This is a genomic window from Citrobacter sp. H12-3-2, assembly GCF_009649895.1.
GTDB lineage: Bacteria > Pseudomonadota > Gammaproteobacteria > Enterobacterales > Enterobacteriaceae > Citrobacter > Citrobacter portucalensis.
The window spans coordinates 2,524,785-2,539,102 of sequence record NZ_CP045837.1 but is presented as its reverse complement, the minus strand read 5'-3'; the positions used below and the strand labels follow the sequence as shown (position 1 = coordinate 2,539,102).

Genomic DNA, 14,318 nt, shown 5'->3' with positions numbered 1-14,318 from the left:
TCTGATAAGCAACAATAAAAAACCCGCCAGTGCTGGCGGGTTATGGCATGGTTTGTCTCTACAATTAAGGCGTTACCATGTTAAACCAGAAATCAAAGCTATCTAAATACCCGAGGAACTCATCAAGCTTGGCATGATTGCCGGAAATTTGTACATCACCCTTCTCTTCTGCCTGTTTCAGCGATTCTTCCTTGAGAATGATTTTGTTCAACGTTGCACGGCTAAGTGTAATGGAGGCATCAGCGTTGCTGGCCTGTGCATCAGCGCTATGGTTAAGAACACCGTTTTCCAGTTCCAGTTTGTATTTACCGCCGTCAGCACCTAAATCGACGTTGAAGACTGCCTGCGCATTTGCCGCTTTTTCTCCGTTAATATGTACCGCGAGATAATCAAAGAACATCTCCGGCGACATGGCCTTAACGGTATCCGGGCTGGCGGTATTTGGCGTCGCGCCTTTTACCACACCGTTGCGTAATTCTTGTGCACCTGTCAGATAAAAATTACGCCATGGACCGGACTCAGCCTGGTAACCCATTTGTTCAAGGGCATCGGCTTCCAGATTACGGGCTTCTTTATTGCTCGGATCAGCAAAGACGATATTGTTAGTGACTTGCGCCACCCAACGGTAATTGCCCTGGGCGTAATCCGTTTTCGCTTTTTGCATGATTGCATCGGCGCCGCCCATATAATCGACATATTTCTTCGCGGCATCAACGGGCGGTAATTCATTCAGTGTTGCCGGATTACCGTTGAACCAGCCGAGGTAAAAGACATACGTTGCTTTCACATCATGGCTGACAGAACCATAGTATCCACGGCTGGCCCATGATTTTTCCAGACCAGACGGCAGTTTGAAGTTAGCGGCGATTTCGTCACGGGTCAGCCCCTGGTTAGCCATACGCAGCGTCTGATCGTTGATGTAACGGTACATATCACGCTGACTTTTCATTAACTTCACCACATTTTCATTACCCCAGGTCGGCCAGTGATGCTGAGCAATAATAATGTTTGCCTTTCCACCCCAGCGGCCAATAACGTCATTGATATATTTTGACCATGCCAGCGGATCGCGGATCTTCGCGCCACGTAATGAATAGGTGTTATGCAGCGTATGGGTGACATCCTCTGCAGCTTCGATCATTCCCTTCTCTTCTACATACCACAGCATTTCAGAAGGTGCTTCCGATCCCGGCGCCATCATGAAATCATAGGTAAGGCCGTCGATAACTTCTTTCTGTCCGGTGTGGGTAATATAGTTAGTGGGTTCAATCAGCGTCACCGTACCCGCGGAGGTTGTCGTTCCCAGACCCGCACCGACCTGACCTTTTGCATCCGGTTTCAACAGATTGCCATACATGTAACTGGCTCGGCGACTCATGGCGTTACCTGCCATAATATTTTCAGATACAGCTTCCTTCATAAAACCAGCCGGTGCATATACCTTCACTTTACCGGATTTTACATCAGCTTCATCAATCACGCCGCGAACGCCACCGTAGTGGTCAACATGGCTGTGCGTATAAATGACGGCAACAACGGGTCTTTTACCGCGATTCTTATAATAAAGGTCCATTCCTACTTTCGCGGTTTCTGCCGATACCAGCGGATCAATGACCGTAATACCCTCTTTCCCTTCCATAATTGTCATATTCGAGAGATCAAGATTACGGATTTGATACACGCCATCAGTGACCTGGAACAAACCGCCAATATTGATCAACTGCGACTGACGCCACAGGCTTGGATTAACCGTGTCGGGGGCTTTTTCGCCCTCTTTGATAAAGGCATATTGCTGAGGGTCCCAAACAACATTTCCCTGCTTACCTTTAATCAATTCACTGGGAAGTGGAGCAATAAAACCTTTATGTGCGTTCATAAAATCGGTTTTATCAGTGAATGGCAATTGACCATATAAGGCGTCATTCGCACTTTTGGTCTGAGCAGTCGCATCTTTTGCCCCTTCCTGTGCCAATACAGGTAGTGATATTAATGATGTTGAACACACACCAGCTAAAGCCAGATAACTCACTAGTTTATTAAGTTTCATAAATCCTCGCTAATAATATATTATCAAGAAGAAAGAAACCCTGCTGCTCTGATTGTTGAGAAGCTTCCGTAATACTGTATTTATCAGGTTTCTATGATCTAATGCTCGTAGGCTAACATGGTCTTATGAAACAATGTAATGCAATGACATTTATTTTTAAATTTCCTTTTGTTTTTATTTAAACAAAATCGCTGTAGACACCTGACTGTATAAAAAGATAATGGCTGGCATCCATTGCCTTTAGAACACTATATATGCGCACTCTCTATCTACTTCTCATCACTGGGATACTTTCTGGCTGTAATACTTCTCCCCCAGAGAAAGTTGTTAAAATCAATAAAATGGTGATCCCTGTTGTTCAGGCACAACCCGAGTCAAAATCAAGTAGTGACTCGGCATCCCTGTCCTTATACCAGGATAATAAACAGCAAATTGAAAACGTCGTGATTTCGTTAAAAAATGAATATCTTCATGAGGTTAAGCCAAGAGAGATGTTTGACGTTCATAGCCAGGCATACCAGGTTTATGCTTCTTTAACCAAGCTCGAACAAATGCAGCAAATGAACAATTTTTATTATAAGGAGCATAATCAAACAGGACTGTTAAGCATTAATCAGTCCGTGAACTCTCTTATTGAATAACAAGAAATCCTCCTCAGCGAATGATGAGGAGGTTTTTACGATTGATATATAACCAATAGAATATTAAAGGTAGATAATTGATTTATAACTTGTTTGTGGGTTTATTTAAAATCGCTCAGGCAATTTATTGATGGAAGTAAGATACCCTCCGCGTTCAAAATCAATATACCCTCCTTTTTTTAACGCAGATACAACATTTAAAACACTGCTGCGCGATAAGTGGGTCCGATCCTGAATATAATCCAAAATAGAAACACGCTTGCGCGTCTCTTCCGGCAACAAAATCATCTCTTCGAGGTGGTTACGTATCACTGAATAAGTACGCTGCTGTACGACTAAATCATCACGATAAAAGAGATAACCCGTATGATATGAAAGCACTGCCGCCGCATCTTCCCACAAGCCTTGTTGATGAAAGAGTTCTCGTGCTTTATCGGCATCGACGCGTAATAAGGTTGATTCAGCTTCAGCGCGCAATAAATGGCCGTGTACCGGTTGGATCATTTCGGCAATACCGAACAGATGGGGTTCATAGACGGTCACGATTAACAGACCATCAGAAGAACGTAAAATGGACAGCTCCCCTTGCAAAAAAAGGTAGAGTTGAGGCTTATTCTTGTATTTCCACATGATACGCCGCCGCGGCACAACCTTCATCTTTTCTGCAATCGGTTCAAGTGCTTGCATTAAACGTTGTATGCTTTGTTCTGGGCGTACCGGAGGTGAAATTTGCATAATCAAACCTGTATTATTTAGATTGAAAACAATATGCTTTTACCTATATTCCATGAAGGTAGTACAGATTCATATTAAAACCATAAATAGCTCAATAATAAAAGTACAAATTTGTTTTTATTTAAACGAGCGTGTGTGATACGACCACCAGCAGACGGTTACCAGACACTGTCGGATAGATAATCCGCTATGGTGACTATTAACAATGCGTGAGATATTTAATCGGGAATAACGGCGCTAGAATTGATAGCTGTAGTTGACACTGGCAAACCATAACCACGGGTTCTTATACTGGCCTGCAAAGATATCAGATTTGACGTTGGACGACTGCATGTGCAAATACTCAACGGCAACGCCAATATTGCTGGCTGGCGTAATCTGGTACTGTGCACCGGTGGCAAGTCGCCATTCATCGCCGGTTGGCATCGAAAGCGCTACATCACTTTGCGATTTGTACGGTGAACTGTCATACGCAATACCGGCATTAATGCGCCACTGCTCATCGGGATGATATTGCACGCCCAACGCTGTATGCCATGTATCTTTCAGACGATTATCACGATCGCTTTGCTGACCATTTATTGTAATCTGCGGGCTGCCAAACTGACTCCAGTCCTGCCAGCCAAGATCGCCCATCACTGACCATTGACAGTTGATATCGTGAACCAGACTAAACATCACCTGCTGCGGAGCACGGACCTGTGTGGAGATCGGCAGATCATATCCAATATTAGGTATATTGGGAAAACGCGCTGTCCCGTCTATATTAAAATGATAATCAGTCTTGCTGGTCCAGGTTACACCCGCCCGAGTATTGTCAGTTATGTCCATTAATAACCCAAGGTGGTAATTCATCGCCCAGTCATGATCGCTTTGTTTCTCATCGTGGCCATCGACATCTCTGCTTAGCGACAGAAAACCATAGTTTAGCCCTGCAGCTGCGCCAACCGACACCTTATCACTTAGTTTCCATGCAACGGCGGGACTCAGCGTCATCGCAACCATGGTACTTTGTTTAATTAACCGAGCCCCTGCCCAGTTGCCGAAGTCGATACCTAACCCATAGTTACCGTACAGACCCAAACCGGCAGAAACGGTATCACTCAGCCGTTGCGTATAAAACATGCTGGCATTGGGGAAAAGCGTCATTACATTACCGGGGCTTTGTCTGCCATCTGTCGTATTATTCAGCGTATAGGGTATATCTCCGCCCATCGCCTGTAATCCTCCGGTGACCATATGGTCAGGTAAACGAGTCATCCCCGCAGGGTTAGTTAACAGCGTAGAGGCATCCTGAGCACGAGCGGCCTGCCCTGCACCAGCCAGTGCGGTATCTTCCGTTCCGATTTCATAGAAATAGAGCGCACTGGCGTGACCGACCGATGAAAAGATCATCCCGGAGAGAAAAATTATATTTTTTTTCATTGTATTACCTGTTTGGAGGGGGCGTTCTTTACTAAACGTAGGGTCAGCTATCACACGGTATTGATTTATGCTAATAGCATAATCAGGCATCAGGAATGATGTCGTGTTAAATTTCATCCAATATTAAATTTTATAATTCAACACAATGACATCTTAAAAGTCGACTTAATGAGAACTCTTCTTAATAAGTGATTTGACATAAATTCTAATGTAAAGAAATGAAAATTTAATCTTTTCATAAAAAAGTATGAGTGAAGTCGTCAACGGAAAAACCATAGTTATGATCATCACATAACTGTAATATGCGTTTTAAAAAGTAAAACCTTTACAGCCTTGAGGAGACCTTGTCTTCTCAAAACATTGTGTCTCAAATATGTCTGTGATTTCAATGGGACACGATGATCATTAACCTCTAAAACCTAATATATAAGTGAGGTGAATATCTTATTGTGCTAACTAATCCTCAGGAGAATAACGCTAATCTGGTCATGGATACATCATTTTTAAAATATGGACTTTTAATCATGCAATAACAATCAGGTATCTGATACGACTCATTCTTCTGTCATTTTTTGTAAGCGGAAGAAAAGAGTGATGATAGCTAATACAGGTAAAGATAGGGGTAATGACTTATGGCCTCACAATATGACTTTACTGTCACCCTGCACGATCTTGCTTTTATTCTTAAGCAGATCAAAATATCCGAAGCGGCAACTAACCCAGATGGTAGCGTTAATGCTGAATTGCTTAGAGAATTAGTTTCCAGCCCGCTATTACCTTATGGACTTCGCACGGTAGATGGTTCATGGAATAATCTTCTACCGGGTCAGGAGTTATATGGCTCTGCCGACCAGACAATGCCGAGATTAACCGCGTTAAACTGGCAAGATGCGGACCAAATGACCAGTTATATCCAAATTGGTGGCACCGTTATTGATGCCGACCCACGTATTATTAGTAACTTAATTTCCGATCAAACGGCATCTAACCCAGCCGCACTGGAGGTATTTAACGCGTTAAAAGATGCTCCCGGCGGGGGGACTATTACAGGAGACGGAGAAACGTTATCCATTCCTAACCAGTCTCCCGATATCGGTCTCTCCCCTGCTTTTAACGGCTGGATGACCTTCTTTGGCCAGTTTTTTGACCACGGTCTGGATTTGATTCCCAAAGGAGGCAACGGTATCGTTTTCATTCCGCTACAGCCGGATGACCCTTTATATGTGGAAGGGTCGTCAACAAACTTTATGCTACTAACCCGGGCAACGGTGGATGAAAATCGAGAGACAGTAAACCTGACGACCCCCTTCATCGACCAAAACCAAACCTACACCTCCCATCCTTCACATCAGATTTTCATCCGCGAATACGTCATTATTGATGGGAAACCTGAGCCTACCGGGAATTTATTAGGCGGTGCGAACGGTGGACTGGCGACCTGGGCCGACGTTAAAAACCAGGCTGAAACCCTGCTTGGCATTAAGCTCACCGATCAGGATGTGTTTAATGTTCCCCTGCTGGCTACGGATCGCTATGGTAATTTGATTTTAAGTGAAAATGGAAAGGTACAGATTGTTACCACCGGGGGACTGGTTGAAGCCAACGGCGGTCTGTTGCCTGAGGGAACATTCCGCACCGGCCATGCGTTTCTTGATGATATTGCGCATACTGCCGCGCCAAAAGCGGGTCTGCTGGCAGATGATGACACTGCGATTGGGGGCGAAGGAGCGCAACCGGCAGGAACCTATGATAACGAACTGCTCGATCGTCACTTTATTACCGGTGACGGGCGTGGGAACGAAAATATAGGTTTAACCGCGGTGCACGCCGTTTTTCACAGCGAGCATAACCGTCTGGTTGAGCAATATAAAACAACACTGCTGGAAACCGGTGATATCGACCTCATTAATCAGTGGTTGATGCCCAATCATCAAATCACGGAATTACCTGCCGATACCAGTACGCTGGTATGGAACGGTGAGTACCTATTCCAGGCAGGTCGTTTCTCCACGGAAATGCAATATCAGCACCTCGTCTTCGAGGAGTTTGCCCGTACCGTACAACCCGCCGTCGATCCGTTTGTTTTCTCCAACACGGCGGATATAAACCCGATGATCTTTGCCGAGTTTGCGCATGTGGTTTACCGTTTCGGGCATTCAATGCTGACAGAAACCGTGGCGCGCACCGACATTGATATGCAAAGCGGTGATATTGACCTGATTTCAGCATTCCTGAATCCGGTAGCATTTAATCAAATCAACGGGGCCACCGTCACGGACGATCAGGCTATTGGCGCAATTGTGCGTGGTATGACGCGTCAGGTGGGTAACGAAATTGATGAATTTATTACCGATGCTCTGCGTAATAATCTCATCGGCCTGCCCCTCGATTTAGGCGCGCTTAATATAGCCCGTGGCCGTGACACCGCAATGCCGACGCTGAACCAGGCCCGCGAGCAGTTTTTTGCATTAAGCGGTGATAGTCAACTGAAGCCTTATACCAGTTGGGCTGACTTCACTACCTACCTGAAAAATCCCGCTTCAATCATTAACTTTATGGCCGCCTATGGTCAGCATGAGCTGATCCTCAATGCCACCAGCCTTGAAGGTAAGCGTGCAGCGGTAAACTTCCTATTGTTTGGTGATGCTAACAATGCCCCGCCTGCGGATGCGATGGATTTCTTTAACAGTACCGGAGCGTGGGCAACCAAAGAGACCGGCCTGAATATGGTCGATTTCTGGATTGGCGGGCTGGCAGAGCGCAAAAATGAATTTGGCGGCATGCTCGGCTCAACCTTCAACTTCGTCTTTGAAACACAAATGGAAATGCTTCAGGACGGCGATCGTTTCTACTATCTGAGCCGCGTTCAGGGATTGAACTTGCTCAATGAACTGGAGGCCAACTCGTTTTCCGCGCTGGTAATGCGTAACAGCGATCTTGGTGATGAGGGATCGTCCCACCTGCCCGCAAATCTGTTCCAGACACCGGACCATATTTTTGAAGTGAACCGCGTGCTGCAAACGGAAATCGACCCGAAATGGGGAAATCCACTGAAGGATCTGCTCTCGCCGTTGTTGGTGCGTCGTGACCCAGGTGCGGATGTTGACGGCGATAGTTTTGCCGATGGCGGGTATCTGAAATATACCGGCGATGGGCATGTGGTGCTTGGAGGGACGGCAGGCAATGATACGTTAATCGGCGGTAAAGGGATCGACAGTCTGTGGGGTGATGGCGGAGATGACCGACTGGACGGCGGCGACGAAGCAGACGTGGTCCATGGTGGTGACGGTGATGACATTATTACCGATACCGGTACGCCTGTTGGTGATTCGGACTTCCTGCACGGTGATGCCGGACATGACGTTATCTTCTCCGGTAACGGAAACGATCTGGTCTTTGGTGGCAGCGGTAGCGACTTCGTGGTGGTCGGCGAAGATGCGCAGGAGGTCTTCTCGGGTCAGGATAACGACTTTGCGCTTGGCGGCTCGGGTGGTGATTTCCTGATGGGCAACGAAGGCGATGACTGGCTGGAAGGCGGCGACGGGTTTGACACGCTGGCGGGTGACAACTCTGAGTTGTTCTTCAACAGTACCATTATCGGTCACGATGTTCTTAACGGTCAGGGTAACGACACCGACTACGATGGCGAAGCCGGTGACGACATCATGGTTCAGGGCGCGGGGATCCAGCGCAATAATGGCATGGCCGGTTTCGACTGGGCTATCCATAAAGGCGACCCAAATGGCGCTAACTCTGACCTTGGGATCCCTATTTTCGTCAACCAGCAGGAGTTTATTCTACGCGACCGTTTTGATCTTGTTGAAGGGCTGTCGGGCTGGAAATACGACGATATCCTGACCGGGACAGAACAGCCGATAGGTACTGCGCCTGTTCAGGGCGTTCCCCTCTCTAACAACCTGACCCAGGAAGGTGCGGATCGGATCACCGGTTTACAGGCTATTCTCGGCGTAGAGCGTTCTACAAACCCGGACGCGGTGCTCCTGAATCCTGATGATGGTAGCGATATTTTACTCGGCGGTGGCGGTAGCGACCGCATTATGGGTAAAGCCGGTAACGATATCATTGATGGTGATGCATGGCTCAACGTGCGTATTGCCGTTACGGGTATGGCAGGACTCACCAGCGCCGAAGGTATGGCTGAACTGAAATCGTACATGCTGGCCGGCACGCTGAAACCGAATCAACTGTCGATTGTGCGAGAAATCCTGCATGAAGGTAACGGCACGGAAACTGACGTCGCGGTGTACCGTGATGTCAGCAGCAACTATGTCTTTACCCGTATGGCAGACGGTAGCCTGCGCGTCGAACACGCCACGCCGGATGCCGCGCTGAACCTGAATGATGGCATCGATCGTCTGTTGAACATCGAAAAACTGGAGTTTGGCGATGGGAAGCAGCTGTGGGTGACGGGGCAACAAGCGACGGGCGATCTTACCATCAGTAACCCTAACCCTTCGGTGGGCGACCTGCTGCGCGTCAACGTGGCGAACTTGCTGGATGGTAACGGGCTTGCGGCGGATGTGGCCATCACCATGACCTGGCAGGCATTCGTCAACGGCCAATGGCGAGATCAGGCAACCGGCGTTGAGTTCAGAGTGCCTGGTGCTATTCAGGGCGCACCGCTGCGTGTGGTAGCCAGCTTTAACGACCGCATGGGTGACGCTGAAACCCTGGTGTCGGCACAAACTCAGGCGATCCTACCGCGAAATCAGGCCACGACCGGTGTGCCGGTAATTAACGACCTCACCCCAACTGAAAGCCTGACGCTGACCGCGGTGGTTTCAGGCATTGCTGACGCCGATGGTCTGAGCGGCGGTAATTTCACTTATCAATGGAGAATGAGTTCGCCAACCGGATTCGTCAACATTAACGGTGCGACTTCCGCCACCTATACGCCGGGTCAGGCTATGGTTGGCAGAACATTGCAGGTGGTCGTTACCGTCGTCGACGATGAAGGCAACCCCCCTGTTGTCCTGACGTCGACCACCACCCAGCCCGTGGGCGATCTGATTGTGGGTACCAACGGGGCTAACACTCTCGTCGGTACTGCCTGGAGCGATATCCTACGCGGTGAAGGCGGTAATGACACCTTACTCGGCGGTGCAGGTGACGATCTGCTCATTGGTGGTGCGGGAAACGACAACCTCTCAGGTCAGGCGGGGCAAGATATTCTGCAAGGTGATGCCGGTAATGACACGCTTGATGGCGGGCTTGGTGCCGACAGTATGACCGGCGGCACGGGCGATGATACCTACATTGTTGATGATTTCGGTGATGTAGTTATCGAAGGTGTGAATGGTGGCACGGACGTTGTCCGAACCAACCTCAGCAGCTACGACCTCACCGATAACGTGGAAGAACTGGTATTTACCGGCAGCGGTAGTTTTATCGGTACTGGTAATGCCATTGCGAACACCATTACGGGAGGGACCGGTAACGACTATCTGTTCGGCATGGGCGGTAACGACCAGTTGTTTGGTGGTATCGGGAATGACTTCCTCGATGGCGGAGATGGCGCTGATAACCTGCAAGGCGGAGTTGGTAACGACGTCATGATTGGCGGCGCGGGCGCGGATACCCTCTCCGGCGGAAGCGGGGACGATATTCTCAATGGTCAGGAAGGTAACGACATTCTGGACGGTGGTGCCGGGAGCGATATCTTCGCCTTTGGCGCCAACTTTGGGCAGGACCGAATTACCGGTTTTGATAGTAACCCCAACGGCGGGCAGGACTTCCTTGATCTCGTCTTGTTAGGTATCAACGCGGGTAATTTTGCCAGCAGCGTGTCTATCACCGGAAACAATGGCAACACCATTGTGACTATCGGTACAGATACCATCACATTGGTGGGCGTCAATTCGACCACCGTGAATATTGGTGACTTTTATCTGGAAATGCCCACTACCCTTGCCAGTAACAATGGTAATAGTTCATTGATCGTATAAGGAGAAGACTATGTCGCGCCAGCATACGCCAACAGAACTGAATGATGCATTAAAGGGAACGAAGCCCACTTTTCTAATGCTGTTGTTTTTTAGTTGTGTGATTAATATGCTTATGCTGGCGCCGGCAATTTATATGCTACAGGTTTACGACCGTGTGCTGGTCAGTAAAAATACCACCACGCTGTTAATGTTGACCTTATTGATTGTCGGCTTGTACATCGTTATTGCCATGATTGAATCTGCCCGCGCGCAGGTTATGGTCAGGCTTGGCAACCGGCTGGATATAAAGCTAAGCCAGTTGGTCTTTAACGCAGCCTTTAAAAGAAAGATGGTTACCGGCGATAACAACCCGGCGCAATCTTTAGCCGAACTGGATCAGGTTCGTCAGTTTCTTTCCGGGAATAGTCTGTTCGCCTTACTGGATATTCCCTGGACGCCGATATATCTGTTCATCGCCTTTTTGGTCCATCCCCTGCTGGGATACCTTTCTCTCGGCGGAATAACGTTATTATTCATTCTGACGCTGGTATCTGAAATCTCTACCAAGCGCCCGATTCAGCAAGCGCACGCCTTAACCATTAACAATGCCAGCAAACTGAATAAACAGCTGCAAAACGCCGATGCCATTGAGGCGATGGGTATGCTCTCGACCCTGAAGTCCAACTGGCAGGAGCAACATAACAAAGTGCTGGCACTACAAACGCAGATTGCCGACAAAACGGCCGGGTTAAGCAGCCTCAGCCGCTTTGTGCGGGTGTTGCTGCAATCTATTGCGCTGGGCGCAGGGGCTTTACTGGTGATCGGCGGCCATATTACTCCGGGCTTGATGATCGCCGCCTCGATCATTCTTGGCCGCGTCCTCAACCCGGTAGAACAAGTTATTGGCAGCTGGAAGCAGTTCGTGCAGTTTCGTAGCGCGTGGCATCAGCTCTCAACCTTGCTGAAGGAGTATCCGGCACCGAAAGAGGTACTGACCCTGCCGCGTCCGAACGGCAACATCAGCGTCGAAAGCGTCTTCGCCGCTGCCCCCGGCCAGCCTTCCCCGCTACTGCGTAATATCTCATTCCAGCTGGAGCAAGGTGAAGTTCTGGGGATTATCGGCCCCTCAGCCTCAGGGAAAACCTCGCTGGCAAAGGTTCTGGTTGGCGTCTGGAAACCGATATCAGGGAAAGTCAGATTAGACGGCGCAGATATTTGTCAGTGGGATAAAGCGCTGCTGGGCCCGTCTATTGGCTATCTGCCGCAGGATGTGGAACTGTTTGACGGTACCATCGCGCAAAACATTGCCCGCTTCGCGCAGAATGACAGTGAGCTTATTGTCGCCGCCGCATTACTGGCAGGCGTTCATGAGATGATCCTGCGCTTGCCACAAGGTTATGACACGCTGTTGGGCGCAGGCGGATACCAGCTCTCCGGCGGGCAGCGGCAGCGTATCGGGCTGGCACGCGCCGTGTATAACAATCCTGCGTTCATCGTGCTTGATGAACCGAATGCTAATCTTGACGACGCGGGCGAATTTGCACTCGTTAAAGCCATCAATACCCTGCGTACACAGGGACAAACTACCGTCATTATCTCACACCGCCCGACGCTGCTCGGCGTGGTCAATAAGGTTTTGCTTCTTAACGATGGAGCTATACAGGAGTTTGGTACCCGCGATCAGGTTTTCGCCCATTTGCGTCAGGCCAACGTACTGAAACCGGTGGCTACGCCTTCTCCATCCACGACTGAACAGCAACGTGAGGCCTGATGATGAAAAAGAATCCCCACAACACGGCATCTGCTGGCGTAGATACCAATATCTGGTCGCCGATTATCCGGGGCGTGATCGTCATTGTGCTTGGTGTCGGTAGTTTTATCCTCTGGGCAGTGCAAGCTCCGTTAGATGCGGGCGTGGTCGCTGATGGTACGGTAACCGTATCGAGTAACCGCAAAACCATTCAGCATCTGAGCGGCGGTCGGGTAACGGATATCTTTATCAAAGAAGGCGACTTCGTGAAGAAAAATCAGGTTCTCGTCCGGTTGGATAAAATGCAGCTCGAAATGCGTTTTAGCGCGTTAAATGCCCAGTATATTTCTGCAAAAAGTATCGAAGATCGTCTGTTGGCAGAACGCGATGGCCTGGAAGCGATCCGCTTTAATACGACGCTGACGCAGCAATTCTCTGGCAATAAACGGCTGACAGAAGTCAGAAATCTGCAGGCCAAGCTGTTCGATACGCGTCGCAAAACGATTCAGGACGAACTGTCGATGATTGAGGAGACGCTCGATGGTCTGGTTGGGCAAACGGATAATCTCAATAAAATAAAAGGCTATCGCGACCACCAGTTTTCTCTGATTAACCGGGAGTTGGGGGCTATTCGCGCGCTGAGCGAAAAGAACTATTACCCCAAAGCGCAATTACTGGTGCTGGAGCGCGAAGCGGCTGAAATATCTGGCAGCGTTTCAGAAGATATTCTTAATATTGCCAAACTGAAATCGCAGCAAAACGAATTAAAAATTAAAGCCTACCAGGTGCGTCATCAATATTTACGTGAAGTTGAGTCTGAACTGACGGAAAACCAAAAAGAAGTGGCAATGCTGGAGGATGAACTGGTGTCCACCCGTCACGAGCTGGATAACACCGAGATCCGCTCACCGATTAACGGTATCGTGCTGGATGTTAAAGTCAGTACCGTGGGCGGCGTCATTCAACCCGGCGAACATCTTATGGATATTGTCGCCGCCGGACAACCCATGCAAATTGATGCCAAAATACCCGTGCATGCCATTGATAAACTGGTCCCCGGCTTAACCGTTGATGTGCTTTTCCCTGCCCTTAACCATGCCCTGTTGCCGTCGGTTCCGGCCCGTGTTCTGACTATCTCGGCGGACCGCTTAATTGATGAAACCACTCAGCAGCCTTACTACCTTGCGGAAGTACAGGTTTCAGCAGAGGGCGCACGTTTGCTGGGCGATTACAAAATTAAAGCGGGAATGCCTGCCAGCGTGACGATCAAGACCGGTGAACGAACCCTGATGAGTTACCTGTTTAAACCGTTGATTGCCCGTCTGGAACTGGCTTTTAAAGAGTATTGAGCCATCCATTGCCGGTATGGCGTACGGCTTGTCGCGCCATACCGCTTTCTGCCGTTGCTGGCAGCTTTGCTTTCTTGTAACCTTCTTCCCGTCACACTACTGACAAAATCTGGAACCACTGAACTGGACTTCATATGAATGCTCATATTTCTAAAGACCCTTTACATGGCGTAACGCTTGAAATGCAGGTCAATGCCCTGGTTGAACGTTATGGTTGGGCTGAACTGGCGCAACGCATTAATATCAACTGCTTTAAAAATGAACCGAGCGTTAAATCCAGTCTGAAGTTTCTGCGCCGTACGCCATGGGCGCGGGCAGAAGTTGAAGCGCTGTACCTTGATTCGCTGCATGACCTGGCCTCAAACAACACCCCCGAACCGGCCTTCGATCCCTGGGCTAACAGCCGCAATAAAAAGAAATAAGAGC

Annotated in this window: 8 protein-coding genes; 5 read left to right on the top strand and 3 right to left on the bottom strand. The window is 48.8% G+C overall.

Features of this window, described 5'->3' with window-relative positions; translation table 11 throughout:
• Positions 1-64 precede the first annotated feature (64 nt).
• Complete coding sequence (locus GHC22_RS12105) at positions 65-2,047, bottom strand: alkyl/aryl-sulfatase (protein WP_153753071.1); 1,983 nt, start codon at positions 2,045-2,047, stop codon at positions 65-67.
• 254 nt (positions 2,048-2,301) lie between these two features.
• Between GHC22_RS12105 and GHC22_RS12100 the strand changes: the two genes are divergently transcribed.
• The gene (locus tag GHC22_RS12100) at positions 2,302-2,688 is read left to right on the top strand and encodes a hypothetical protein (protein WP_111465586.1); all 387 of its coding nucleotides are present in this window, start codon (positions 2,302-2,304) and stop codon (positions 2,686-2,688) included.
• 105 nt (positions 2,689-2,793) lie between these two features.
• Here the strand turns inward: GHC22_RS12100 and GHC22_RS12095 are convergent, their stop codons facing one another.
• Together GHC22_RS12095 and GHC22_RS12090 are read right to left on the bottom strand one after the other, a co-directional pair.
• The gene (locus GHC22_RS12095; protein ID WP_008784772.1) at positions 2,794-3,423 is read right to left on the bottom strand and encodes a winged helix-turn-helix transcriptional regulator; all 630 of its coding nucleotides are present in this window, start codon (positions 3,421-3,423) and stop codon (positions 2,794-2,796) included.
• A gap of 237 nt (positions 3,424-3,660) precedes the next feature.
• The gene (locus GHC22_RS12090) at positions 3,661-4,848 is read right to left on the bottom strand and encodes an OmpP1/FadL family transporter (protein WP_153753069.1); all 1,188 of its coding nucleotides are present in this window, start codon (positions 4,846-4,848) and stop codon (positions 3,661-3,663) included.
• Positions 4,849-5,480: 632 nt separating this feature from the next.
• On the opposite strand from GHC22_RS12090, the gene GHC22_RS12085 reads away from it, so the two are divergent.
• The 4 genes from GHC22_RS12085 (at position 5,481) to GHC22_RS12070 (ending at position 14,314) form a co-directional block, all read left to right on the top strand.
• Positions 5,481-10,814: a peroxidase family protein gene (locus GHC22_RS12085; protein WP_153753067.1), complete on the top strand. Its 5,334-nt coding sequence runs from the start codon at positions 5,481-5,483 to the stop codon at positions 10,812-10,814.
• 10 nt (positions 10,815-10,824) lie between these two features.
• Positions 10,825-12,564 (top strand): type I secretion system permease/ATPase, encoded by a 1,740-nt coding sequence (locus GHC22_RS12080; RefSeq protein ID WP_128611581.1) that lies wholly within the window; start codon positions 10,825-10,827, stop codon positions 12,562-12,564.
• Positions 12,564-13,892: an HlyD family type I secretion periplasmic adaptor subunit gene (locus GHC22_RS12075; protein ID WP_194841943.1), complete on the top strand. Its 1,329-nt coding sequence runs from the start codon at positions 12,564-12,566 to the stop codon at positions 13,890-13,892. Before GHC22_RS12080 ends, GHC22_RS12075 begins: the two co-directional genes overlap by 1 nt.
• 134 nt (positions 13,893-14,026) lie before the next feature.
• Positions 14,027-14,314 (top strand): VF530 family DNA-binding protein, encoded by a 288-nt coding sequence (locus tag GHC22_RS12070; protein ID WP_032943454.1) that lies wholly within the window; start codon positions 14,027-14,029, stop codon positions 14,312-14,314.
• Positions 14,315-14,318 lie beyond the last annotated feature (4 nt).

Excerpts from the sequence above, each read along its gene's own strand:
- GHC22_RS12105 (WP_153753071.1), bottom strand. The coding sequence starts at position 2,047 with ATGAAACTTAATAAACTAGTGAGTTATCTGGCTTTAGCTGGTGTGTGT.
- GHC22_RS12100 (WP_111465586.1), top strand. The coding sequence starts at position 2,302 with ATGCGCACTCTCTATCTACTTCTCATCACTGGGATACTTTCTGGCTGT.
- GHC22_RS12095 (WP_008784772.1), bottom strand. The coding sequence starts at position 3,423 with ATGCAAATTTCACCTCCGGTACGCCCAGAACAAAGCATACAACGTTTA.
- GHC22_RS12090 (WP_153753069.1), bottom strand. The coding sequence starts at position 4,848 with ATGAAAAAAAATATAATTTTTCTCTCCGGGATGATCTTTTCATCGGTC.
- GHC22_RS12085 (WP_153753067.1), top strand. The coding sequence starts at position 5,481 with ATGGCCTCACAATATGACTTTACTGTCACCCTGCACGATCTTGCTTTT.
- GHC22_RS12080 (WP_128611581.1), top strand. The coding sequence starts at position 10,825 with ATGTCGCGCCAGCATACGCCAACAGAACTGAATGATGCATTAAAGGGA.
- GHC22_RS12075 (WP_194841943.1), top strand. The coding sequence starts at position 12,564 with ATGATGAAAAAGAATCCCCACAACACGGCATCTGCTGGCGTAGATACC.
- GHC22_RS12070 (WP_032943454.1), top strand. The coding sequence starts at position 14,027 with ATGAATGCTCATATTTCTAAAGACCCTTTACATGGCGTAACGCTTGAA.